Source organism: Amycolatopsis sp. NPDC004169, from assembly GCF_040610315.1.
Lineage (GTDB): Bacteria > Actinomycetota > Actinomycetes > Mycobacteriales > Pseudonocardiaceae > Amycolatopsis.
On the sequence record NZ_JBEXMD010000010.1, the window covers coordinates 183,072 to 207,140 of the forward strand.

Sequence of the window (24,069 nt, forward strand, 5' to 3'; positions counted from 1 at the left end):
TGAGTCGGGGCACGCGCCTGGAGAATCGGAGGGCGCGCATGCGTCGTACCCGTTCCACGAGATCGAGATCCACTGTGTTCACCGCCTCAGCCGCGGCACTGCTCGCCGCGCTGGGGCTCGTTTCCCCGCCCGTCGCGGGGGCCGCACCCGCGTCCGGTCCGGACGCGTTCAGTGAAACCGCTCAGCAGCAGATCGCCGCGCTGCAGGCGGTCAAGGCGGGCCGCACCGCCACCGAGTCCAAACTGGACAGCAAGCTGCTCGTCGCCGAAAAGGGCGTGGGGAAGCAGCTGAACGCACTGCAGTCGGGGGTCACCGTCTCCGCCGCCGGGACCGTCCTGGTCGACCTCCGCGTGAGCAAGGTCTCGCCGGACCTGCTCGCCGGGCTCACCAAGGCCGGTGCGGGCATCCGCGCCGTGTCCGACCGCTACGCCAGCGTGCGCGCCGAGGTGCCGCTGGACAAGGTCGCCGAGATCGCCGCGCGCGGCGACGTCAAGCGCGTCGAACAGGCCGACCAGGCGATGACCGCCCGGGAACTGGCCACGCCGGCGACGACGCCGGAAAAGACCGAGACCAAGCAGCAGAAGGCCGACCGCATCGCCGGTGAGCTGCAAAAGGCCGTCAGCGCCAAGAGCCAGCGCAGCGCCGCCGCTGTCGCGCCGCTGGTCAGCGAAGGCGACCGCGCCCACAACGCCGACATCGCCCGCCAGCAGTTCGGCGTCACCGGCGTCGGCGTCAAGGCGTGCGCCCTGTCCGACGGCGTCGACTCCCTCGCCGCTTCGCAGGCCAAGGGCGAACTGCCCCCGGACGTCGACGTCATCGCCGGTCAGGAGGGCGAGGGCGACGAGGGCACCGCGATGCTCGAGATCATCCACGACCTCGCGCCCCGCGCCGCGCTCGGCTTCGCGTCGGCGTTCAACTCGGACGCCAGCTTCGCCGACAACATCCGCAAGCTGCGCTTCGAGTCGCACTGCGACGTCATCGTCGACGACGTCATCTACTTCAAGGAATCGCCGTTCCAGGACTGGATCATCGCCCAGGCCGTGAACGATGTGACCGCCGACGGCGCGCTGTACTTCTCGTCCGCGGGCAACGAAGGCAACGTCGCCAGCGGCACCGCCGCGCACTGGGAAGGCGACTTCGTCGACTCCGGCAAGTCGGTCGGCAAGTTCGCCGGCACCGCGCACAACTTCGCCGGCGCCGCGGGCACGCAGATCTACGAGCCGATCTCGAACGCGTCCTCCGCCGGTGTCCCGGTGACGCTGCACTGGTCGGACCCGCTCGGCGCGTCCGCGAACGACTACGACCTCTACCTGCTCAACTCCGCGGGCGCGGTCGTCAGCTACAGCCAGGACGTCCAGACCGGCACCCAGGACCCGTACGAGCGGGTCACCACGCCCTCCTTCGGCGGCACCGGGCTGCGCCTGGCCATCGTCAAGTTCTCCGGCCAGAACCGCTACCTGTCGCTTTCGGCGCTGCGCGGCCGCTTCTCCGACTCGGCCGACGGCCTCAAGGCCTACAACACCCCGGGTGTGACGGTCGGCCACTCGGCCGCGCGGGACGCCTTCAGCGTCGCGGCGGCCCCGGCGGCCAAGGCGTTCGGCCGGGCCCTCGAACCGGGCGACCCGGCCAACCCGGCGGGCCCGTACCCGGGCGCGTTCAGCGGCGCCACCAAGGCCGAGCGGTTCACCTCCGACGGCCCGCGCCGCGTGTTCTACGAGGCGAACGGCACGCCGATCACCCCGGGCAACGTGTCCTCGACCGGTGGTGAGGTCCGGAACAAGCCGGAGATCACCGCGGCCGACGGCGTGCAGACCAGCGTGAGCGGGTTCAACCCGTTCTTCGGTACCTCGGCCGCCGCTCCGCACGCGGCCGCCATCGCCGCGCTCGTGCTGTCCGGCAACCCCGGCCTGCCGCCGTCCGAGGTCCGGGAAGCGCTGATCAACACCGCGATCGACATCGAAACCCCGGGCCGCGACAACTTCACCGGGTCCGGCGTCATCCTCGCGGACAAGGTGCTGGCCTACACCGGCGCCAGCCCGCAGCCCCTCGCGGTGGCCAAGCAGCCGACGGTCACCCCGGCCGACGGCGGCTCGGCGCTCGACCCGGGCGACACCGCCAAGGTGACGCTGCCGGTGACCAACGACGGTGACGGCACCGCGGTGTCCACCAGCGTCGTGCTCACCAGCCCGACCCCGGGTGTCACGGTGGCGCCGCGGTCGAAGTCCTACGGCACCATCAGCCCGGGACAGACCGGCGTCAACGACTTCACCATCACCGTCCCGGCGACGCAGCAGCTCGGCGCGCCGGTGGTGCTGAACGCCCGCGTCACCTTCGCCGGGGCGCACTCGCCGACGACGACGTCGTTCTCGCTGCCGGTCGGCACCCCGTCGCCGGTCGCGCAGGACTTCGCCTACGCCGGCGAGCCGGTGGCGATCCCGGACAACAGCCCGGTCGGGGCGTCGGTGACCATCCCGGTCACCGGGGTCGGCCGCGCGTCCAAGGTGTCCTTCTCCGTGGACGGCACCACGTGCAGCACCGATCCGACCTCGACGGCGGTGGGGCTCAACCACTCGTACGTCGGTGACCTGATCGGCACGCTGACCGCGCCGTCCGGGGCGAAGGCCACGGTGTTCCAGCGCAACGGCGGTTCGGGCAAGAACCTGTGCAAGGTCGTCTTCGCCGACAACGCAGCCGCCGCGTTCAGCACGGTGACCTCGGCCAACGCGCCGTTCACCGGCTCGTGGCGGCCGACGCAGGCCCTGACCGGCAACCTCACCGGTGCGGCCGTCGACGGCGCGTGGACGTTCTTCGTGGTCGACGCGGCCGGCGGCGACGCCGGGTTCATCCGCTCGGTCGCCCTGCACATCAACGGGTTCGTGCAGCCCCCGGCGGCCGGCGCGCCGTCGAACGTCCGGGGCGTGACCAACAACGGCCCGGTGCACCCGCTGTAACCGGACACGATCGGTACGGGGCCGTCGCGGTGATCGCGGCGGCCCCGTACCGTTTCCCCGTGAAGCCGAAGGAAGCCGCGGGCGGCGGCCGCACCGTCGAGGTGCCGCCCGAGCGGCTGGCGGGGTTCTTCGCCCGGTTCGCCGAGCGGCACGGCGGCACCACCGCCACCGAAGCGACACCGGACCGGGTGAGCGTGACCGCGGCCGACGGCACCACCGCGACCGCCGCCGTCCCGTTCGGGCCCCTCGCCGAGCCGTCCGTCGACGCGCTCGTCGCGCACGCGCTCCGGCCGCGGCGGATCGCACTGGTGCTCGTGCGGCGCGGCGGCCACAGCGTCGGCATCGCGCGCGGCGGCCGGATCGAGGTCTCGCGCACCGACCGGCACCTCGTCCAGGGCCGCTCGGCGGCCGGTGGCTGGTCGCAGCAGCGGTTCGCCCGGCGGCGCGCGGGCCAGGCCAGGCACGCGCTCCAGGACGCGGCGAAGGACGTCTTCGAAGTGCTCGTCCCGCGGTTGTCCGAAGTGGACGCCGTCGTGCTCGGCGGCGACCGGCGGGCCCTCGACGAGCTGCGCGACGACCGCCGGCTGGCGCCGCTGTTCGCCCGCGCGGAACCCCGGGTGCTCGACGTCGGCGAACCGAGCCGGGCCGTGCTCGAGGAGGCCGCCGTCCGCGCGCTGTCCGTGCAGGTCACGCTGCGCGACGGGTGAAACCGCACACGTCCGGAAAATCCCGTGGACGACGGCCCGTACACTGGGCTTCGTGGATATCCAGCTGGAGTGACGCCGCGGCCCGAGCGGGCCGCCTGCCGCTGTCCTCCGTACGCCCCCTTTCCACGGGAGTTCCCCTTGATCACGGCCACCGGCCTTGAGCTGCGCGCGGGTTCGCGCATCCTGCTCAACGGCGTCACCCTCCGCATCCAGCCCGGCGACCGCATCGGTCTCGTCGGCCGCAACGGCGCGGGGAAGACCACCTCGCTGAAGGTCCTCGCCGGCGAAGGCGAGCCGCACGCGGGCGAGGTGCGCCGCACCGGCGAGCTCGGTTACCTGCCGCAGGACCCGCGCGAAGGTGATCTTTCGGTCACGGCGAAGGACCGCGTGCTCTCCGCGCGTGGTCTGGACAAGCTGATGCGCGACATGGAAAAGGCGCAGGCTTCGATGGCCGAGCTGGTCGACGACGCCGCGCGCGACAAGGCCATCAACCGCTACGCGCGGCTCGAAGAGCGCTTCGCCTCCCTGGGCGGGTACGCGGCGGAGAGCGAAGCCGCGCGGATCTGCTCCAACCTGGGCCTCGCCGACCGCATCCTCGCGCAGACGCTGGGCACGCTCTCCGGTGGCCAGCGCCGCCGCGTCGAGCTGGCGCGGATCCTGTTCGCCGCGGCCGAAGCGGGCGCCGGCGGCAAGTCCGAGACGATCCTGCTGCTCGACGAGCCGACCAACCACCTCGACGCCGACTCCATCAACTGGCTGCGGAGCTTCCTCAAGCAGCACGACGGCGGCCTGGTCGTGATCAGCCACGACGTCGAGCTGCTGGCCGACGTGGTCAACAAGGTCTGGTTCCTCGACGCCACCCGCGGCGAGCTGGACCTGTACAACATGGGCTGGCAGCGCTACCTCGACGCGCGCGCCACCGACGAGAAGCGCCGCCGTCGTGAGCGAGCCAACGCCGAGAAGAAGGCGTCGGCGCTGCAGCAGCAGGCCGCGAAGCTCGGCGCGAAGGCGACGAAGGCCGTGGCGGCCAAGAACATGGCCCGCCGCGCCGAGCAGATGCTGTCCTCGCTCGAAGACACCCGCCAGGCCGACAAGGTCGCCCGGATCAAGTTCCCCGAGCCTGCGCCCTGCGGCCGCACCCCGCTCACCGCCGAAGAGCTCTCGAAGTCCTACGGCTCACTGGAAATCTTCACCGGCGTCGATCTCGCCATCGACCGCGGTTCGAAGGTGGTCGTACTCGGGTTGAACGGCGCGGGAAAGACGACTTTGCTCCGGCTGCTCGGCGGAATGGAAACCCCGGACACCGGATCCGTCGTTCCGGGTCACGGATTGCGTTTGGGCTATTACGCACAGGAACACGAAACTCTTGATCATGAAGCGTCGGTGTGGGAAAACATCCGACATCTCGCTCCGGACACCGGAGCGCAGGAGTTGCGGAACCTGCTCGGCTCCTTCCTGTTCACCGGCGAACAACTCGACCAGCCGGCAGGCACGCTTTCCGGCGGCGAGAAGACCCGGCTCGCGCTGGCCGGCCTGGTCTCCAGTGCTGCCAACGTGTTGCTGCTCGACGAGCCGACGAACAACCTCGACCCGGCGAGCCGGGCGCAGGTCCTGGACGCCTTGCGCAGCTTCGCCGGCGCCGTCGTCCTGGTGACCCACGATCCGGGCGCGGTCGAGGCGCTGGAGCCCGAGCGGGTCATCCTGCTGCCCGACGGAACCGAGGACCACTGGTCGGCGGACTACCTCGAACTTGTCCAGCTCGCGTGAGCCGTGCGTCCATTCGGGTGCAAGATCACTCGCCGTAGAGCACTGGAATGGCCCAATGTGATCGCAATTTCGGCTGTTTCGCGGCTGTCGTCTGGCATTCCGGCGCTCAGTGTTCGATCATTGCCCCGGCAGGGGCCGATATGTGGCCCAGAACACTCTCGGCGGGAAGGCGATCGACGTGGCTGATCTCAAGAAAGGCGCGCGGATCACCGGCAACACGCGCGACAAGCTGGCCGCTGACCTGAAGAAGAAATACGAGAAGGGCTCGAGCATCCGGGCTCTCGCGGAGTCGACGGGGCGGTCCTACGGCTTCGTGCACCGGGTGCTGTCGGAGTCCGGCGTCCAGCTGCGGGGGCGCGGCGGGGCCACCAGGGTCAAGAAGAAGTAGTCGCGGACTGCTGCGCGGGGGGCGCAGCGGGAACTTCGGCCACGCGGAACGCCAGGTGGGCCCCGAGCAGGACCAGCGGGTACACCAGGTAGCCGTACCGGGTGGCCGGGGTGAGCAGGATCAACGCGCCGAGTCCGACGGCGATGCGCAGCAGTGCGGCGGAGCCGTTCGCGGGGGGCCGGCGCACCAGCCAGACGGCGACGGCCACGGCCGCGGCGCCGACGAGCACGAACGCCGTGACCTGCCCGGCCGGCCCGGTCTCGGCGATCAGGTGGCCCGGCAGCGGGCTGGCCGCGGGCGACCGCACGACGCCCATCCCGAGCGGGAACCGGAAGACGTGCTCCACGAACGCCGCCGGATCCACCAGGTACACCGGCAGGTGCAGGGCGATCGTCGTCGCCACCAGCGCCGCCGTGAACCGGCCCAGCGCCGCCCAGTCGAGCCCACGACGGCGGCGAACCGAGCCACGGCGGACCAGCACGAGCACCGCCAGCACCGCGGCCGCGGGGGCGACGATGAGCTTCGCGCTGACGACCAGCGCCAGCACCAGGCCCGACCAGGCGACCCGCCCGGTGGCCGCGAGCGCGCAGCTGAGCACCAGCAGGCCCACGATGGCCAGGTCCGGGCCGGCCACGGCCCAGGTGAGCGCGGTGAGCGGGCAGGCCAGCGCGAGCTGCGCGGCACCGACCGGCACCCGCGGCCACTTCAGCAGCTTCAGCGTGCCCAGCACGCACGCGCAGGCGGCCAGTGCGAACATCCACCGGGCGTCGGTGAGCGCGTCCGTCACCGGGGTGCCGCCGAACAGCGCCCGCGGCAGGCCGAAGACCGCCATCACCGGGCCGTAGGGCGTGTAATCGTTTACCACGGGCACCCGGCCGAGCGCGGTGACGTCGACGTACGGGGTTCCGTGGTGCAGCAGCAGATCCGCGGACCGCTCGATCACCCAGACCTCGGGTTGCGCGGCCCAGGAGAACGGCGTGATCAGCCAGTCCACTCCGGTCAGGCGGCGAATCACCAGAAGCGCCAACGGGAGGATCATCGCCAACAGTGCGACGGCGGCGATGCCGCACCAGCGTGAACCGAGTACGCCGCGCGGAGTACGCCCGCTCCGGGCGGCCAGCAGGAGGTACGCGCTGTGCGCCGCGCCGAAGCCGTAGGCCACGGTCGCGAAGTTGCCCCAGACGCGGTAGCCGTAGAACTCCGACACCAGCGCGGTCGGCAGCGCGAAGGCCAGGCAGGCCAGGTAAAACCCGAGGTCCCACCGCAGGGGTGCGGCCTCTCCGGTGCGCGAGGGTGCGGTGAAGAGCCGGGCCGCGCGCCGCCATGCGGGCGCCTGGCCCACCTCCGTTTCCACGTCGTCAGGCTACCGAGGGCCCGCCGCCCGGTTCAGCCGACGTCGCGCAGGCGGGGAAGCAGCTTCGCGGCCGCCTCGGACGCCGCGACGACGTCTTCGCGCCCGGTGGGCATCAGCACCAGCTCGGTGAAGCCGGCATCGACGTAGCTCTGCGTGAGGCGCAGCGCGCTGTCCGCATCGGACGGCAGCCGGAACTGCACGGCCCGGCGGACGGTCGCCGGATCGCGGCCCACGGCCGCGCAGTGCTCGTCCAGGACGCGCGAAAGCCGTTGCAACTCTTCGATTCCCGTGCCCGGCAGGGCGGCGTTCAGCCAGACATCGGCGTGTTCGGCGACGACTCGCAGGCCGCGCTTTTCGCCGCTGCTGCCCAGCCACAGCGGGGGTTTCGGCCGCTGCACCGGCTTCGGATCGCTGATTGCGCGAGTCAGGGTGTAATGGCGGCCCGGGAAAGTGGTTTCCGCCTGCGTCCACAGCAGACGGAGGATTTCGCAGGTCTCGGCCAGCCGTTCGACGCGTTCGACCGGTGCCGGGGTGGGCGTGCCCATCATCGCGTCGGTCAGCGTGTCGCCGCCCGCGCCGAGGCCGACGTCCAGCCGGCCGCCGGAAAGGTGGTCGACGGTCACCGCGATCTTGGCGAACGTGCCGGGGTGCCGGTTGGCGTTGCCGGAAACCAGGCAGCCGATCCGCACCCGCTTCGTCGCCTCGGCCATCGCGGCCAGCAGGGTCCAGCCGTCGAAGATGTCACCGGTGCGGTCGGGTCCCATCGGGGCGAGGTGGTCGAACACCCAGCAGCCGTCGAAGCCGGCGTCGTCGGCGATCGCCCAGATCTCGCGGAGGGCGGCGATGCCGAGGTGCTGCTGGGGTGGTTTGAGGCCGACGGTGGTCACGGGGAACTCCTGATCGTCAGTCATCCAAATCATCAGTTAAGCTGACGATCAGCGTAGGTGTAGAGTCTCCGCATGTCCAGTGCGCCCCTCGCCGTCACCCGGCGGCTCGGCTACCTGCTCAAACACGCCCAGCTGCGGCTCGCCGAGCTGGCCGAGCCGCTGTACGCGCCCCTCGGCGTCACCGGGCGGCAGCTCGCGCTGCTCGCGCTCTTCGGTGACGGGCCGGCGCAGTCACAGCAGGACGGCGCCGCCCGGCTCGGCATCGACCGGACGACGATGGTCGCGCTCGTGGACGAGCTGGAGGCCAAGGGGCTGGTCCGGCGCGAGGTCGCGCCGGGGGACCGGCGCAAGCGTCTCGTGCTGCTGACCGCCGAAGGGGAGCGCGTCCGCGAGGCGGGCGAAGAACTCACGAGGCAGGCCGAGGCGCTGCTGCTGGAGCCGCTCTCCGCCGAGGACGCCGAGCGGCTGCGCGCCGCTCTGCACCAGGTTGTTCGCGCCGAGTGAACGGCTGCGGGAAGCAAACGGACAGCAGGGGCGTTGTCCAGGTCATATCCGCCGAAAACCTCAGCTATAGTAGAGGTTTCTGACACTGGGGGTTCCCGTGGACAACATGTGGGGGCTGTGGAGCTCGGCGATGCGCGCCGGTGACGCACCCAAGGCGCTCACCCGCGGCACGCTGAAACGCGTCGCCCGCTTCGCCCGGCCGCACTGGCGGCGGCTGCTGGCCTTCCTCGTGCTCACCGTCGTTTCGGCCGTCCTCGCGGTGTCGACGCCCGTGCTGGCCGGCAAGGTGGTCGACGCGATCGTCGGCGGCCACGACGTCACGGTGGTCGTTTGGCTCGCCGTGGTGATCGCCGTGCTGGCGATCGCCGACGCCGGGTTCGGGCTGATCGAACGGTGGCAATCCGCGCGCATCGGCGAAGGCATCATCTACGACCTGCGGCGCGCGGTCTTCGAGCACGTCCAGCGCATGCCGATCGCCTTCTTCACCCGGACCCGCACCGGCGCGCTCGTTTCGCGGCTCAACAACGACGTCATCGGCGCGCAGCGGACGTTCACCGCGACGCTGTCCGGGCTGGTCACCAACGTCATCCAGCTGGCGCTGTCGCTGGCCGTCATGCTCACGCTGTCCTGGCAGGTCACCCTGATCGCGCTGGTGCTGCTGCCGATCTTCGTCATCCCCGCGCGCCGGCTCGGCCGCCGGATGGCCGGGCTGCAGCGGGAGGCCGCGAACCTCAACGCCGGGATGACCACGCAGATGACCGAGCGGTTCTCCGCACCGGGTGCGACGCTGGTGAAGCTGTTCGGCCGCCCGGTGCAGGAGGCGGAGGACTTCGGGGTGCGCGCCGGGCGCGTGCGGGACATCGGCGTCCGGACCGCGATGCTGACCCGCTGGTTCATGACCAGCCTGACCCTGGTTTCCGCGCTGGCGCAGGCGCTCGTGTACGGCCTCGGCGGGTACCTCGCGCTGACCGGGGCGCTGGCGCCGGGCACCGTCGTCGCGCTGGCCCTGCTGCTGACCCGGCTGTACGCACCGCTGACCGCGCTGGCCAACGTCCGCGTCGACGTCATGACCGCGCTGGTGTCCTTCGAGCGAGTCTTCGAGGTCCTAGACCTCAAGCCGATGATCGAGGAGAAGCCCGGTGCGCGGGCTCTTTCCCCTTCGGGCGGGGTTTCGGTCGAGTTCTCCGACGTCCGCTTCGGGTACCCCGCGGCGGACAGGTACTCGCTGGCGTCGCTGGAGGACGTCGCCACGCTCGACCACCGCGGCGGCGAAGAGGTGCTGCACGGGATCTCGTTCCGCGCCGAGCCGGGGCAGATGGTCGCGCTGGTCGGGTCGTCGGGGGCGGGGAAGTCGACGATCGCGTCGCTGCTGCCGCGGCTGTACGACGTCGACTCCGGCGCGGTCCGGCTGTCCGATGTGGACGTCCGGGAGCTGACTTTCGCGTCCTTGCGCGAAACCGTCGGCGTGGTGACCCAGGACGGGCACCTCTTCCACGACACGATCCGCGCCAACCTGGCGTACGCGCGTCCCGGCGTCACCGACGACGAGATCTGGGAGGCCCTCGAGCGGGCCCGGCTCGGCGAGCTGGTGCATTCGCTGCCCGACGGCCTCGACACGACGGTCGGCGAGCGCGGCTACCGCCTTTCCGGCGGCGAGCGACAGCGGCTGACCATCGCCCGGTTGCTCCTGGCCCAGCCCAAGGTGGTGATCCTCGACGAGGCGACCGCCCACCTGGACTCGGAGTCCGAGGCCGCCGTCGGCGAGGCCCTCACGCACGCACTGGCCGGCCGCACGGCCCTGGTCATCGCCCACCGCCTCTCGACGGTCCGCGCGGCCGACCAGATCCTGGTCCTCGAACACGGCGAAATCGTCGAGCGCGGAACCCACGACGAGCTCCTCGCCGCAGGCGGCCGCTACGCCACCCTCCACGCAACCCAGTTCGCCGACGAAGAACCCGCCATCGCCTGACCCAGAGGGTCGGTCTGCGTACCTGGACGGTCGGTTCGCGTACCTGGAGGGTCGGTTGGTGAGCCGACCCTCCAGGTACGCAAGCCGACTCCATGGGTACGCGAACCGACCGTCCGGGTACGGGTCAGACGGTGGGGAGGGACTCGTAGAGGGCGGTGACCAGGGCCATTTTGCGGGGGTCGTCGCGGATCAGGGGGCCCAGCTGGTTGAGGGTGTAGCCGAAGGCGATGCCGTTTTCCGGGTCGGCGCCGCCGGTGGAGCCGCCGAGGCCGTCGTGGCCGAAGGCCGTGGGGTTGGGGCCGAAGCCGCGGGCGTCGCTGCCGAGGTAGAAGCCCAGGCCCCACTCGTTGGGCAGGCCGAGGACCGCGTCGACCTCCTTGCCCTGGCTCTCGCGGGCCCGGGCCAGCCCGGCCGGGGACAGCAGGGTGCCGGTCGCCAGCCCGGAATAGATGGTCGCGATCGCGCGGGCCGTGCCGTGGCCGTTCAACGCCGGCATGACCGCCTGGCGCCAGGCCGGCTCGTTGGCGTCGTGACCCTGCAGGTGCGGGTTCATCAACGCGGCCTGGGCGACCGGGCCCGCCGCGGCGAACGCCGTGGCCAGCGCGTTCGCCATCTCCTCGGTCAGCACCGGGTCGACCAGGGTCGCGCAGCGGTCGAAGTCGGCCGAAGACGTGAGGCCGATCGAGAAGTCCGCGTCCAGCGGCCCGGCGATCTGCTCGGCGAAGAACTCCCGGATGCCCTGCCCGGCGACCCGCTGCACGACCTCGCCGACGAGCCAGCCGTAGGCCAGTGCGTGGTAGCCACCCGCCGACCCGGGCTCGTACAGCGGTTCCTGGGCCGCGAACAACGACGTCATCAGGTCCCAGTCGTAGAGCTCCTCGACCGTCACCGGCCGGTCCAGCCCGATCCCGGGCACGCCGGAGCGGTGCGAAAGCAGCCACCGCACCGGGATCTCCGCCTTCCCGGCCGCGGCGAACTCCGGCCAGTACTTCGCGACCGGCGCGTCGACGTCGAGCTCGCCCGCGTCGGCGAGCTTGTGCGCGCACAGCGCGGTCATGCCCTTGGTCGTCGACCAGACGTTGGCCAGGGTGTCCGCCTGCCACGGCCGCGCGCGGTCGGGACCGGACCAGCCGCCCCACAGGTCCACCACCACCTCACCGTGGCGGACGGCGGTGAACGCGGCCCCCAGTTCACCACGCGAGCGGAAGTTCTCTTCGAAGGCCTCGCGCACCGGTTCGAAGCCGGGAGCGCATTCGCCGCGCGCCGTCACCGTGGCACTGTCCATCGGACCTCCTCCGGGTGCGACCGATCCACACCGACCAGTCGGTATGTCGACGCTAGAACCGCCGGGCACGCGGAGTCAAGACGTGCCCGGCCGGTGCTCTTTCACCAACTAGCGCAGGCGGGGGACGATTTCGCCGTACTTCGCCAGCAGCCCGGCGTTCGCTTCGTCCCCACCCTCCACATTGGAGCTTCGCCACAGCGGGACGTCCAGGCCCTCGGCCGTTCCGCGGTCGTAGACCTGGGCGAGCACCAGGTTCCACAGGAACGCGTTGACCACAGTGGACAGCGGCGCGGTGCGCGGCGCGTCCGCCGGGTAGCTCGCGTCACCCGGGACGACCAGCGAGTCCAGCACGACCGTGCCCTGCTCGACCAGCGTGCTCGACGACCGCCTCGGCGCCGCCGCCACGCACGCCCGCGACGTCACCGCGATCACCGCCGCGCCCCGCTTGCGCGCCTCGATGCACAGCTCGACCGGGTACGGGTTGACGCCGGAGGTCGAGAACACCACCAGCACGTCGTCCGGCCCCGGCGCGCGCTCGGCCAGCACTTCGGCGGCCAGGCCGCTGCGCCGCTCGGTCCGCGTGCTGGCCACCGCGCCGTGCAGCGGGAGCAGCTCGGGGTGGTAGAGCGGGTAGACGCAGGCCAGCCCGCCGGCCCGGTAGAACGTCTCGGCGACCGCGGCCAGCGAGTGCCCGGCGCCCGCGGTATAGACCAGTGCGTCGGCCCGGATCACCCCCAGCACCAGGTCCGCCGCGGCCCGCACCGCTTCGGCGTTGGCCTGCTCGACGTCCGCCAGCTGCTTGGCGACGCTGCCTGCGATGTCCGTGGCGCTCACCACACCCACCCTTCCGTCGGGGATCGGGCGCCGAATCTACCGTGCAGACCACTTCCCGCGGTGGAATAGCCGGGCGGGGGACCGAGGTTGACCCGGATGCGGGGGAATGAGGAGGACGCGGGTGGTCGAGGTGGATCCGGCGGTGTCCGTGTGGCGGGCACGCGGGCGGGCCCGGGCCGTCGTGCTCGTGCTGCACGGCGGCGCGGAGCGGGGGACGGGCCGCGTGCCGCCGTGGAAGCTCGCTTACCTGCGGATGGTGCCGATCGCGCGTGCCTTGCACCGGGCCGGCCGCAAGGACGGCGTCGAGGCGCGGCTGGTGCGCAACCGCCGTTACGGCTGGAACGCGCCCGCCGAGGACCCGGTCGACGACGCCCGCTGGGCCCTCGACCGCATCCACGCCGAGCACCCCGGCCTGCCGGTCGTGCTGGTCGGTCACTCGATGGGGGCACGTGTCGCACTGCGCGTGGCCGACGACCCGGCCGTGCGCGGGGTCTGCGCGCTGGCCCCGTGGACGCCGAGGGGCGAGCCGGTCGAGGCTGTCGCCGGGCGGTCGGTGCTCATCGTGCACGGCACCCGCGACCGGATGACCAGCCCGGCGGAGTCGCACGCCTTCGCCGAGCGGGCCGCGGGCGTCGCCGCGCGCGTCGCCCGGTTCGAGATTGCCAACGAGGGCCACGCGATGCTGCGCCGCGCCCGGGTCTGGACCCGGCTCACGGTGGCGTTCACCCTGGACGTGCTGGCCGGGGACGACGGCGGGACGCTCCGCCGCGCGTGGGCCGCGAACGGCCCCGACCGGCTGCGGATCCCGGTGTGAAAACGCCACGAACAGGGCATTCGGCGAAACGCGCCGCGGGGGTGCGGCGACTAGGATCGATCACCGGCGAACGTGGCCGGCCGGAGGGAGTACCCGTGACCACTTCGAGCGCTGACCGGGCGGCGGCCCGGGACGTCCCGGACGAGAACCGGTGGCCGGGCCTGGCGAGCCCGCCCCACTCCGCGCTGCGCGCGCGGATCGCCGCCGCGCTGTTCCGCCGCGCGGTCCGCCCGCTCGACGTCCGGGTGAGCTTCCCGGACGGCACCGTGCTGGGCGCCGGTGGCCCCGAAGCACCGGAGATGCGAATCCTGCGGCCCGAAGCGTTCTTCCACCGCCTCGGCGTCGACGCCAAGATCGGCTTCGGCGAGTCCTACATGGCCGGTGACTGGACTGCCTCCGACCTGGCCGAGGTACTGACGCCGTTCGCCGAGCGGATGGCCACGCTCGTCCCGCCGACGCTGCAGAAGTTCCGCCGGCTCGTCGAGCGGACGCAGCCGCCGTCGGAGGAGAACACCCTCGAGGGCGCGCGGGCCAACATCCACCGGCACTACGATCTGTCCAACGACCTGTTCGGTGCCTTCCTCGACGAGTCGATGATGTACTCGTCCGCGTTGTTCGCGCCGGGCGACGACGACCTCACCGCCGCGCAGCACCGCAAGATCGACAGCGTGCTCGACTACGCCGGCGTCCGCGCAGGCAGCGAGGTCCTGGAAATCGGCACCGGATGGGGTGAACTCGCCATCCGGGCCGCCGCCCGCGGCGCGCACGTCACGTCGCTGACCATTTCGGAGGAGCAGCGTTCGCTGGCCACCGAACGCATCGCCGCGGCCGGGTTCTCCGACCGCGTCGAGGTGAAGCTGTGCGACTACCGCGAGTCGAGCGGCCGGTACGACGCCGTGGTCAGCGTCGAGATGATCGAGGCGGTCGGCGCGTCCTACTGGCCGGAGTTCTACCGGGTGATCGGCGAGCGGCTGCGCCCGGGCGGGCGGTTCGGCCTGCAGGCCATCACCATGGACCACGACCGGATGATGGCGGCGTCCCGGGCCTACAGCTGGGTCCACAAGTACATCTTCCCGGGCGGGCTGATCCCGTCGGTGCGCTCGATCGAAGACGGCGTCAAGGCGAACACCCGGCTCAAGCTGGCCGGGATGCGCGAGTTCGGCCAGGACTACGCCCGCACGCTACGGTGGTGGCGCGAACGGTTCCTGCACCGCTGGGCCGACATCGCCGGGTTCGGGTTCGACGACGTCTTCCGCCGGATGTGGGAGTTCTACCTGGCCTATTCCGAGGCCGGGTTCCGGTCCGGGTACCTCAAGGTCCACCAGTTCGGCTACGAGGCGACCGGCCGGTAACCGCAACCCGACCCCGGTCCCGGGCGTCCTCCTTCCGAGGACGTGCGGTGTACTGACCGCCGAGAAGATTTGTCCGGATCGGGATTGGGTGATGGGTGATGACCTACCGTGGCGACGACGGCGGGCGCCGGATGCCGCCGCCTGCCGGCCGCTCCCGGGACCACCAGCGCGCGCAGATGATGCCGCTGCCCGGGCGGGGCCGCAGCCCGTACGACGAGCGCACCCGCCCGATGGGCACCCGTGAGCCCGAGTACGCCCCGCCACCGCCGCCGCGGCAGGACCCGCCCCGCCGCCCGGCCGACGACGGCTACCCGCCGTCCCGGCCGCCGCGCCGGCGCCGCTGGAGCGTCGGCAAGGTCCTGGGCGCCCTGGTGCTGGTGTTCGTCGTGTTCCTGGCCGGCATCTGGGTCTACCTCGAGTTCTCGATCAAGCGCGTCGACGCGCTGGCCGACTACTCCGGCCGCCCGGTGGCCGCGTCCGGCACCAACTGGCTGATCGTCGGCTCGGACAGCCGCGAAGGCCTGACGGCCGAGGACGAGGAACGGCTCGCCACCGGCGACGTCGCCGCCGCGGGCGGCGGCCAGCGCACGGACACGATCATGGTCGCGCACCTGCCGGACAACAGCACCAAGCCGACGCTGCTGTCGCTGCCGCGCGACTCGCAGGTGTCGATCCCCGGGCACGGCAAGAACAAGATCAACGCGGCGTTCTCGCTCGGCGGCCCGAAGCTGCTCGCGCAGACCGTCGAAGGCGCCACCGGGCTGCACATCGACCACTACGCCGAGATCGGCTTCGGCGGCTTCGCCAAGATCGTCGACGCGATCGGCGGGGTCGAGATGTGCATCGACAAGGACATGAACGACACGATGACCGGCATCAACATCAAGGCCGGCTGCCCGCAGACGCTCGACGGCCGCGAAGCGCTCGGCTTCGTCCGGATGCGCCACAGTTCGGCGACCCCGCGGTCGGACCTCGACCGCGTGGCCAACCAGCGCAAGTTCATCGGCGCGCTGGTCAGCCAGATCGCCAGCCCCGGCACGCTGCTGAACCCGTTCGACTTCTTCCCGCTGCTGTCCTCGGCGCCGGACGCGCTGACCATGGACTCGGGCGACCACGTGCACAACCTCGCCGGCCTGGCGATCGCGATGCGCGGGATCTCCTCCGGGGGCGTGGTCACCACGACGGTCCCGGTCACCAGCGGCTCGGCGGAGAACTGGGACAAGGCCAAGTCGAAGCAGCTGTTCGACGCGCTGAAGAACGACACCGAGGTCCCGGACAGCGTCATCGTGAATTAGTTCGCGTGCGGGGTCCCGGCCGGGGCACCATGAACCGCATGGAAACCCTGGCCGAGACCTACCGCGAAGACACGTTCACCCTGGCCCGCTGGCAGTTCGCCGACGAGCCGGAGCTGGTCGCGACGGTCACCGGGTCCCTCGAGCACCTCGGGGCGTGGATGATCTGGGCGACCGGCGGCTACTCCGCCGAGGACGGCGCCGAATTCCTGCGGACCACCCGGAAGAACTGGGAGAGCGGGGAAAGCCACGACTTCGCCCTCCGCGTCGACGGCGTGCTCGCGGGTTCCGTCGGCGTCATGGCGCGCGACGGCGGCGTCGAGATCGGCTATTGGCTCGCGCGCGGGTACACCGGCCGGGGCCTGATCACCCGGGCCGTCCGGTTGCTGACGGCGGAGGCGTTCCGCCTCGGCGCCGGGTACGTCGAGATCAAGCACGACGAGCGGAACGTCCGAAGTGGAGCGGTGCCCGCGCGCCTCGGCTTCACCCGGGTGCGCACGGAGCCGGCGGAGAAGCCGCTGGCCCCGGCGCGCACGGGCACCGACCACGTGTGGCGGCTCACCGCCCCGCGCTAGGACACCTTGTTCCGCTCCCGCAGCACCTTGAGCGCCTCGTCGGCGTGCACGGTGAAGTTCAGCTCGCTCTTGATCTTCGCGATGATCCGCCGGTCTTCGCCGATCACGAACGTGGCCCGCTTGGTGTGCAGCGGCAGCAGTTTCCGCCACACGCCGAACTGCTTCGCGACCTCACCCTCCACATCGGACAGCAGGGGGTAGTCGAAGCTGTTGGCTTCGGCGAAGGCGCGCTGCTTGGTGATGGCGTCCGGGCTGATGCCGACGCGGTGCGCGCCGACTGCGGCGAACTCCGCCGCCAGGTCGCGGAAGTGGCAGCTCTCCGCGGTGCAGCCGCCGGTCATCGCGGCGGGGTAGAAGAACAGCACCACGGGCCCGGTGGCCAGGAAGTCCGAGAGCGTGCGCTCCTGGCCCTGGTCGTCGGGCAGCGTGAAATCAGGGGCGAGGTCTCCGGCGTCCATGGACGTCCTTTCTCGTCGGCGGCAACACCCATCCTGCCGGGTGTTCGTCGCTGCCGGGGCGTCGGCTTGGTCCGTCTTCGCGCTCTGCCGGATCCGGGTGGTTTCCCCGCTCCTCGTCTTCGATTGTTCAACACCGGAGACCCGGCCTCAAGGGCGCCTTCGGCGTCGCTTCGCGATGAGCTTCGCTCACCCTTGACCCCGGCTCTCCGGTGCTGACTGCGGCTGGGACGAGGGCGGGGGAGGTGTAGGGCGGGTGTGCGGTTCTGCGGTCGGGTGCCGGTGGAGGTGGGGTGGTGGGGCGTCGTCGGTGGGCCTGGTTCTCCGGTCTCGGGCTCAGCGGCGCGGGTGACGGTTGATCATCTCGTCGACCTCGTCCCCGGTTGCCGAGTCCGCCACGAACGGGCCGCGGGCCGCGATCACGCCCAGCTGCCGCAGCCGTGTCGCCTGCTCGTACGTCCGGACGCCCTCGGCCCCCACGCGCAGATTCAGCTCGCGCGCCCGGGTGATGAGCTGCGTCAGGTGCCGCAGGTCGGGCTCCGCCGGCTCGTCGGTGTCCAGCGCGTCGACCACCGGCCCCGACAGGATCACGTGGCGGATCGGCAGCCGGTGCTGCGGGATCAGCTCCAGGTCCGCCGAGCCCGAGATCGTCAGCACCAGCTGCGCGCCCAGGTCCGCCAGCACCGCGAAGGAGTCCAGGACCTCGCCGCGCGGGTCGAGCATCGAGGCGCGGTCGGTGCACAGGCGCAGGGCGCGGGCGGGGAGCTCGTGCTTGTCCAGCTGCTCCTTCACCAGCAGCACCAGGTCCGGGTCGATCGCCAGCCGGGTCGGCAGCCGCACGCAGACGTCCGGGGCCGCGTCGCCCAGCTGGGCGCGCCAGCGGGCCGTCGCGGCCAGTGACTCGGCGAGCAGCCAGCGGCCCAGTGGCACCGTCATGCCCGTGGTCTGGGCGAGCGGGTAGAACTCCTCGGAGCCGAGCTCGCCCTTCTCCGGGTGGTTCCACCGCAGCCCGGCGTTGACCGCGGCCAGCTCGTCCGGCCGGGACAGCTTCACCGTCGGCTGGTAGACGAGCGAGAACTCGCCGTTCTCCAGTGCGCCGGCGATCACCGCGCCCAGCTGGTAGCGGCCGCGGTCGCGCGCGTCGAGCTCCGGGTCGAACAGCATCCACTGCGCCTTGCCGGCCTCCTTGGCCCGGTGCAGCGCGATCTCCGCGGCCCGCAGCAGCTCCGCGGCGCCGCCCTCGACGGCCGCGCGGACGACGATGCCCGCGCTCGCGCTCACGCCGATGCCGTGCCCACCCAGGTAGATCGGCTCGTTGAGGTCCTCCAGCGCGCGCTCGACCAGCGCGACGACCTCGGTCGCCGCCAGTTCGCCGCGCAGCAGCACCGCGAAGCCGTCGCCGGACAGCCGCGCGACGAACCCGTCGTGGTGGCCGGTGAAGACCGCCGACAGCTTGCTCGCGACCCCGCGCAGCACCTGGTCGCCGACGCCGGCGCCGAGGCCGTCGTTGATCACCTTGAAGCCGTCGACGTCGAGGTAGATCAGCGCGATGTCGTCGCGCGCGCCGGCGCCGAGCGCGGCTTCGAGCTTGGTGGTGAACGAGGAGGCGTTGGGCAGCCCGGTGAGCGGGTCGTGCACGTTCTGGTGCAGCAGCCGCTCCTGCAGCAGGTGCAGCTCGTTGGCGTCCGAGACCATCAGCACCGGGTAGATCGAGCCGGGCCGGTCGCCGGGCAGCCGGGCGAGCGTCACGTCGGTCCAGAGCTGCCCGTCCTCGGTGTGGTCGAGCAGCAGCCGCTCCTGGTGGCGGTCGCGGCCCGCGCGCACCTTCGCGAGGCCTTCGGCGAGCCGAGCGACGTCGTGCTCGGTCGAACCGAGGTCGGTGAGGTGCCTGCCGCGCAACCGGTCCGGCGAGCAGCCCAGCAGCTGCCCGAGGGCCAGGTTCGCCTCGACGATGGCGCCGTCGGGGTCGGCCAGCGCGATCCCCATCGGCGATGCGGCGTACAGCGCGGTGAACCGCAGCAGCGCGCCGTCGTGCTGCGAGCCGGCCTGGTCGACCGCGTCGTGCGCGACCTCCAGCAGCAGGGCTTCGAGCTCTTCCGGGGGAAGCGTTACTCCTTTGGTGTCGGCCAACGTGGCCGCCCACCTCCGCGCCACGTCCAGTAGCCCTGACGCGGCACCGGGTTCAGGCACACTCCACCTCTTCACGCACAGGTATGGCCAGGTCGGACACGGTGTCGGGGATCGTGCAGCCGCCCAGGGCAGCCCTCGCCCACGATCGATGCCACGCCATCATGTGCGTCACGGGGTGTCTACCGGCTGAACGAGTGAACGAATCTCCACAACCGGTAACTTTTCGTTACCTAGTGTATGCGGTGTATGCCCTGGTGGACGCGCACCGGGTCAGCGCGGGGTCAACCGGACCGGCAGACCGTCCGCGGGCACCGGCAGGGAGACGTAGTCCCAGCGCGCGGTGTAACTCTCCGGAACCGTCCAGCGGTGGGCTCGCAGCAGTTCGTGCATCAGCAACTTCACCTCGAGACCGCCGAAGTGCAGCCCGATGCACTTGTGCGCGCCGCCGCCGAAGGGCATCCACGCCATCCGGTGCGACTTGTCCTCGCGCCGCGGTTCGGCGAAGCGCTCCGGGTCGAACGCGAACGGGTTCGTCCAGCACTCGGGCGCGAAGTGGTTGACGGTCGGCGAGACGCCGACGAGCGTGCCCGCCGGGATGTAGTGGCCGAGCACCTCGGTGTCCTTGACGGTCTGCCGGGCCAGCGACGGCACCGGCGCCACCAGCCGCAGCGCCTCCTTCATCACCAGGTCGAGCGTTTCGAGCTTTTCGACGGCGTCGATGTCGAGGAGGTCGTCGCCGAGGGCCAGCGACTCCGCGCGGGCGCGCTCCTGCCACTCCGGGTGCTTCGCCAGGTAGTAGGCCATGGCGCTGCTGGTGATGGTGGTCGTGTCGTGCGCGGCCATCATCAGGAAGATCATGTGGTTGACGATGTCGGTGTCGGAGAACCGGTCGCCGTCCTCGGTGGTGGCCTGGCAGAGCGCGGCGAACAGGTCGTCGCCGCCCGAACGCCGTTTCGCGGGCAGGGTTTCGCCGAAGTAGCGTTCGAGGACCCGGCGCCCGTGCAGCCCGGCCGACCAGCGCCCGCCCGGCACCGGGACGCGCACGAAGGCGGTGCCGGCCCGCACGCAGCTGACGAACGCGCGGTTGATCCGGGCCGCGTCGGCACCGCTGTGCATGCCCATGAACACGCGGGTCGCGACGTCGAGGGTCAGCTGCTTGAGCGCCCAGTACAGCCGCGGCCGCTCGTTCGCGCCCCAGCCGGCGACGCCTTCGCGCAGCGCGGGCGCCATTTCGCCGACGTAGCCGGCCAGCCGCGGGCGGGTGAAGGCCTCCTGCATGATCCGGCGGTGCAGGTGGTGCTCGCCGAAGTCCATCAGCATCAGGCCGCGCTCGAAGAACTTCTCGATGAAGAACTTCCAGCCTTCCTGCGAGAACGCCTTGTCCTTGTTGACCAGCGCGATCCGGGTGGCCTCCGGCCCGGACAGCGCGACGATCCGGCGGCCGAACCCGCCGGTCCACGACACCGGACCGTAGAGTTCGTGGCGGCGCAGGCCGAAGGCCGGGCCGAACCGCATCATCTCGAGCATGTGCCCGACGACGGGCGGCCCTTCGTCGCCCAGCACGGGCTTGAGGCCGCTGCCCGCGGGCGGCGGCGCGAGTTCCTTGACGGGCCAGCGCGAGGCCAGCCACCGTTCGTCGACCCGGTGCGGCAGGGGGAGTGCGGTCAGGGGCGGCACGCGCTCGCGCAGTGCCTCGGCGGCTCGGCTCACGGTGCTCGGCAAACTGACCATCTCCCCGTCGAGATCGGCTGGCCCCTACACCATGCCCGCTTGTTGACAGTCTGACAACACCTGGGTCGCCGTCCTTTCGGGTGGTGCCGGTCGCCGGTGCTCGCTCGGCGTGACACCGCGGACCCGCTTGAACGCCGCGCTGAAGCCGAAGGCGTCGGCGTACCCCACCTGCCGGGCGACCTCCGCGACGGTGGCGGCGGGCCGCTCGAGCAGCAGGTCCGCCGCGAGCGCCATCCGGCGCCGGGTGAGGTAGGTCAGCGGCGGTTCGCCGACCAGCTCGGCGAACCGCTTGGCCAGCGTCGACCTGGCCACCCCGGCTTTCTCGGCCAGTAAGGCGACCGTCCACGGCGCGGCGGGTTCCTCGTGCAGCAGGCGCAGCGCGGGACCGGCCACCGGGTCGCGCCGGGCCGTCCACCACGACGGCGGTTCGCCGCCGGGGCGGTCGAACCACGCTCGCAGGGTGCAGACGAGCATCCAGTCCAGCAGCCGGTCGAGCACCACCTGCTGGCCCGGGGCATCGACGGAGACTTCGGCGGCGAGGTGGTCCAGGACGGCGTCCCCGGTCCCGCCGCCGGCGACGCGCAGCACGACGGGCAGGGCGTCGAGCAGCGGACGGCCGACCTCGCTGCCGATCGGGTAGGCGCCGACGATCAGCGTGGTCGGGCCCGCCCCCTCGGCACGCCAGCCGCGCCGGTACCGCGTCCCACCGAGTTCGGGGACGGCGCAGAATTCGCCGCAGTCGACGGGTTCGGCGGCGGTGCCGACCTCGTCGACGAAGCTGAACGTGCCCGGCCCGCGCACGACGACGGTGTCGTAGGCGTTCAGCGGCTCGGGCTCGCCGTGCTCGGGGACGATCCAGCCGCCGCCGGAGAGCGCCGTGCACAGGGTCAGCGGCGGGCCGTCGGCGAAGCGCAGGGAGAACGGGGGCGAGAGGGTGGAGCTGCCGAAGAGCGAGCCGTGGGCCCGCACGTCGCGGAAGAGGTCGTCCACGCCCCCGACGTTAGACGATCGGACAGGGATTCGCGGGTTTCACCTATGGGATCGTCCGGGTGGGTCCGGTTGACTGGAGGCATGCTGACTCCCGACGACCTCGAGTTCCTCCGCCGGCCCCTGCACGGCTTCCTGACGGTGGCCGCCACCGAGCCCCGCCCGGTCTGGTTCGAAGCAGCCGACGACGGCACGATCCAGCTGTTCACCGAGCCGGACGCGCTGAAGGTCCGGCGCGCCCGCCGTGATCCGCGAGCGTCGATCGTGGTCGCGGCGCCGGTGGGGGAGCGGGAGCGCTGGGTGTCGATCGCGGGCCGGGTCTCGCTCGAACCGGACGGCGCCCACGAACTGGCGTCCCGGCTGGCGGCCCGCTATTGGGATCTGGAAGATCCGACGCGGAGGGCGGACTCGGAGGCGATCCTGAAGAGCGACCTGCTGCGGCTGGTGATCCACCCGGAGTCCGTGCGCCGCTACACCTATTGAGACGCGGGGGAGAGGTGGCCGGACTGCCGTTGCGCGACCGGGCGGGCAACGCGCTGCTCGCCGTGCGCCGCGTCGCCGAAAGCGAGCTGCCGCCGGTGGCCGCCTCGCTGGTCGTCGTCGGCCACGCCGGTGCCGTCCTGCTGATGCTGGACAAGCGCCGCGGGCAGTGGGAACTGCCCGGCGGGATGCGGGAAGCCGGGGAAACCGCCCGGGAAGCCGCGGTGCGCGAGCTGGGGGAGGAGACCGGCATCCACGGCGTGGCGCTGGCTTTCGCCGCCGTCGCCGAGTTCGACCTGGTCGATCCCGGGCGCCGGGAATTCCTGGCCGTCTACCGGGCCGAGGTGACAGCCGTGCCCCGGCTGACCCTCGGCGAGGAAGGACTCGGCTTCCGGTGGTGGTCGCCGCGCGAGCCCGTCGACCCGGACACCAGCCCGCTCGACGCGGAGATCGCCGCGCGAACGCTGAGGTGAAGCGGCCCCGCCCTGGCGGACCAGGGCGGGGCCGGGTTTCCCCGGGACCTCAGTCCCAGTCGAGGGCGCCGCCCGACTGGTACTCGATCACGCGGGTCTCGAAGAAGTTCTTCTCCTTCTTCAGGTCCATCGCCTCCGACATCCACGGGAACGGGTTCTCCGTCTCCCCGAAGATCGGCGCGAGCCCGATCTGCTGCGCCCGGCGGTCGGTGATGAAGTGCATGTACTGCTCGCACAGCTGCGCCGACAACCCGAGCATGCCGCGCGGCATCGTGTCGCGGGCGTACGCGACCTCCAGCTCGCACGCTTCCTTCAGCATCCCGCGGACCTCTTCCTGGAACTCGGGCGTCCACAGGTGCGGGTTCTCGATCTTGATCTGGTTGATGCAGTCGATGCCGAAGTTCAGGTGGATCGACTCGTCGCGCAGGATGTACTGGTACTGCTCGGCGATGCCGACCATCTTGTTCCGGCGGCCCAGCGACAGGATCTGCGCGAAGCCGGTGTAGAACCACATGCCCTCGAAGATCACGTAGAACGCGACCAGGTCACGCAGGAACGCCTGGTCGGCCTCCGGCGTACCCGTCTCGAAGTCCGGGTTCTCCAGGTTCTGCGTGTACTTCAGCGCCCACGCGTCCTTGTCCGAAATGGACGGGACCTCGCGGTACATGTTGAACAGCTCGCCCTCGACCAGGCCGAGGCTTTCGCAGATGTACTGGAAGGTGTGCGTGTGCACGGCCTCCTCGAACGCCTGGCGCAGCAGGTACTGGCGGCACTCGGGGTTGGTGATCTGCCGGTACACCGCGAGCACGATGTTGTTGGCCACCAACGACTCCGCCGTGGCGAAGAAGCCGAGGTTGCGCTTGAGCATCTGCCGCTCGTCCTCGGTGAGGCCGTCCGGCGACTTCCACAGGGCGATGTCGGCCTGCATGGCGACCTCGGTCGGCATCCAGTGGTTGTTGCAGCCGGCCAGGTACTTCTCCCACGCCCACTTGTACTTCATGGGCAGCAGCTGGTTGACGTCGGCGCGCGCGTTGATCATGCGCTTGTCGTCGACGTTGATCCGGGCGGCGCCGACCTCGATCTCCCCGAGGCCGGTCGCGTCCGTCGTCTCCACGTTGGTCATTTCTGCAGGGA

At 71.5% G+C, this 24,069-nt stretch carries 21 protein-coding genes; 12 read left to right on the top strand and 9 right to left on the bottom strand.

Going from position 1 to position 24,069, the window contains the following annotated elements:
• The first annotated feature begins 74 nt into the window (after nucleotides 1-74).
• From ABZX11_RS16510 to ABZX11_RS16525, 4 genes are all read left to right on the top strand, one after another.
• Entirely contained in the window at nucleotides 75-2,951 is a 2,877-nt protein-coding gene (locus tag ABZX11_RS16510; RefSeq protein ID WP_176176319.1) for a S8 family serine peptidase, read from the top strand.
• Nucleotides 2,952-3,010: 59 nt separating this feature from the next.
• Complete coding sequence (locus ABZX11_RS16515; RefSeq protein WP_354913711.1) at nucleotides 3,011-3,658, top strand: acVLRF1 family peptidyl-tRNA hydrolase; 648 nt, start codon at nucleotides 3,011-3,013, stop codon at nucleotides 3,656-3,658.
• A 138-nt stretch (nucleotides 3,659-3,796) separates the two neighbouring features.
• Nucleotides 3,797-5,425 carry an ABC-F family ATP-binding cassette domain-containing protein gene (locus ABZX11_RS16520; protein ID WP_176176321.1) on the top strand — a complete coding sequence of 543 codons (1,629 nt, stop codon included), beginning with the start codon at nucleotides 3,797-3,799 and terminating at the stop codon, nucleotides 5,423-5,425.
• 178 nt (nucleotides 5,426-5,603) lie between these two features.
• Complete coding sequence (locus tag ABZX11_RS16525) at nucleotides 5,604-5,813, top strand: helix-turn-helix domain-containing protein (RefSeq protein ID WP_003071237.1); 210 nt, start codon at nucleotides 5,604-5,606, stop codon at nucleotides 5,811-5,813.
• On the opposite strand, the gene ABZX11_RS16530 is transcribed toward ABZX11_RS16525, so the two are convergent.
• Both ABZX11_RS16530 and ABZX11_RS16535 read right to left on the bottom strand, forming a co-directional pair.
• The gene (locus ABZX11_RS16530; protein WP_354913713.1) at nucleotides 5,800-7,167 is read right to left on the bottom strand and encodes a glycosyltransferase 87 family protein; all 1,368 of its coding nucleotides are present in this window, start codon (nucleotides 7,165-7,167) and stop codon (nucleotides 5,800-5,802) included. The genes ABZX11_RS16525 and ABZX11_RS16530 overlap by 14 nt on opposite strands.
• 32 nt (nucleotides 7,168-7,199) lie before the next feature.
• A complete protein-coding gene (locus ABZX11_RS16535; protein ID WP_354913715.1) occupies nucleotides 7,200-8,054 on the bottom strand; it encodes an LLM class flavin-dependent oxidoreductase in 855 nt (284 codons plus the stop codon).
• A gap of 72 nt (nucleotides 8,055-8,126) precedes the next feature.
• Between ABZX11_RS16535 and ABZX11_RS16540 the strand changes: the two genes are divergently transcribed.
• Entirely contained in the window at nucleotides 8,127-8,558 is a 432-nt protein-coding gene (locus ABZX11_RS16540) for a MarR family transcriptional regulator (RefSeq protein WP_354913717.1), read from the top strand.
• Between the two features lie 97 nt (nucleotides 8,559-8,655).
• Nucleotides 8,656-10,527, top strand: coding sequence for an ABC transporter ATP-binding protein (locus ABZX11_RS16545; RefSeq protein WP_354913719.1), 1,872 nt, complete (start codon nucleotides 8,656-8,658; stop codon nucleotides 10,525-10,527).
• Nucleotides 10,528-10,651: 124 nt separating this feature from the next.
• Here ABZX11_RS16545 and ABZX11_RS16550 read toward each other — a convergent pair whose 3' ends face one another.
• Nucleotides 10,652-11,812 carry a serine hydrolase domain-containing protein gene (locus tag ABZX11_RS16550; protein WP_354913721.1) on the bottom strand — a complete coding sequence of 387 codons (1,161 nt, stop codon included), beginning with the start codon at nucleotides 11,810-11,812 and terminating at the stop codon, nucleotides 10,652-10,654.
• Between the two features lie 108 nt (nucleotides 11,813-11,920).
• Complete coding sequence (locus tag ABZX11_RS16555) at nucleotides 11,921-12,649, bottom strand: SIS domain-containing protein (RefSeq protein WP_176176327.1); 729 nt, start codon at nucleotides 12,647-12,649, stop codon at nucleotides 11,921-11,923.
• Nucleotides 12,650-12,767: 118 nt separating this feature from the next.
• On the opposite strand from ABZX11_RS16555, the gene ABZX11_RS16560 reads away from it, so the two are divergent.
• The 4 genes from ABZX11_RS16560 to ABZX11_RS16575 all read left to right on the top strand — a co-directional run bounded on the left by ABZX11_RS16560 (nucleotide 12,768) and on the right by ABZX11_RS16575 (nucleotide 16,679).
• On the top strand, nucleotides 12,768-13,460 hold the full coding sequence (locus tag ABZX11_RS16560) for an alpha/beta fold hydrolase (RefSeq protein ID WP_354913723.1): 693 nt from the start codon (nucleotides 12,768-12,770) through the stop codon (nucleotides 13,458-13,460).
• A 95-nt stretch (nucleotides 13,461-13,555) separates the two neighbouring features.
• Complete coding sequence (locus tag ABZX11_RS16565; protein WP_176176329.1) at nucleotides 13,556-14,812, top strand: cyclopropane-fatty-acyl-phospholipid synthase family protein; 1,257 nt, start codon at nucleotides 13,556-13,558, stop codon at nucleotides 14,810-14,812.
• A gap of 98 nt (nucleotides 14,813-14,910) precedes the next feature.
• On the top strand, nucleotides 14,911-16,107 hold the full coding sequence (locus tag ABZX11_RS16570) for an LCP family protein (protein WP_176176330.1): 1,197 nt from the start codon (nucleotides 14,911-14,913) through the stop codon (nucleotides 16,105-16,107).
• A 38-nt stretch (nucleotides 16,108-16,145) separates the two neighbouring features.
• A complete protein-coding gene (locus ABZX11_RS16575; RefSeq protein ID WP_354913726.1) occupies nucleotides 16,146-16,679 on the top strand; it encodes a GNAT family N-acetyltransferase in 534 nt (177 codons plus the stop codon).
• Here the strand turns inward: ABZX11_RS16575 and ABZX11_RS16580 are convergent.
• The 4 genes from ABZX11_RS16580 to ABZX11_RS16595 all read right to left on the bottom strand — a co-directional run bounded on the left by ABZX11_RS16580 (nucleotide 16,676) and on the right by ABZX11_RS16595 (nucleotide 21,985).
• Complete coding sequence (locus ABZX11_RS16580) at nucleotides 16,676-17,137, bottom strand: peroxiredoxin (RefSeq protein WP_176176332.1); 462 nt, start codon at nucleotides 17,135-17,137, stop codon at nucleotides 16,676-16,678. The genes ABZX11_RS16575 and ABZX11_RS16580 overlap by 4 nt on opposite strands.
• A gap of 333 nt (nucleotides 17,138-17,470) precedes the next feature.
• Nucleotides 17,471-19,288 (bottom strand): diguanylate cyclase, encoded by a 1,818-nt coding sequence (locus ABZX11_RS16585; protein WP_354913728.1) that lies wholly within the window; start codon nucleotides 19,286-19,288, stop codon nucleotides 17,471-17,473.
• Between the two features lie 246 nt (nucleotides 19,289-19,534).
• Complete coding sequence (locus ABZX11_RS16590; protein ID WP_176176334.1) at nucleotides 19,535-20,995, bottom strand: cytochrome P450; 1,461 nt, start codon at nucleotides 20,993-20,995, stop codon at nucleotides 19,535-19,537.
• Between the two features lie 24 nt (nucleotides 20,996-21,019).
• Complete coding sequence (locus tag ABZX11_RS16595; protein WP_354913730.1) at nucleotides 21,020-21,985, bottom strand: AraC family transcriptional regulator; 966 nt, start codon at nucleotides 21,983-21,985, stop codon at nucleotides 21,020-21,022.
• Between the two features lie 81 nt (nucleotides 21,986-22,066).
• Here ABZX11_RS16595 and ABZX11_RS16600 point away from each other — a divergent pair, with 81 nt between their 5' ends.
• Complete coding sequence (locus tag ABZX11_RS16600) at nucleotides 22,067-22,465, top strand: pyridoxamine 5'-phosphate oxidase family protein (RefSeq protein ID WP_354913732.1); 399 nt, start codon at nucleotides 22,067-22,069, stop codon at nucleotides 22,463-22,465.
• Between the two features lie 14 nt (nucleotides 22,466-22,479).
• Nucleotides 22,480-22,935: an NUDIX hydrolase gene (locus tag ABZX11_RS16605; RefSeq protein ID WP_354913734.1), complete on the top strand. Its 456-nt coding sequence runs from the start codon at nucleotides 22,480-22,482 to the stop codon at nucleotides 22,933-22,935.
• A 49-nt stretch (nucleotides 22,936-22,984) separates the two neighbouring features.
• Here the strand turns inward: ABZX11_RS16605 and ABZX11_RS16610 are convergent, their stop codons facing one another.
• Nucleotides 22,985-24,058, bottom strand: coding sequence for a ribonucleotide-diphosphate reductase subunit beta (locus ABZX11_RS16610; RefSeq protein ID WP_176176337.1), 1,074 nt, complete (start codon nucleotides 24,056-24,058; stop codon nucleotides 22,985-22,987).
• Nucleotides 24,059-24,069 lie beyond the last annotated feature (11 nt).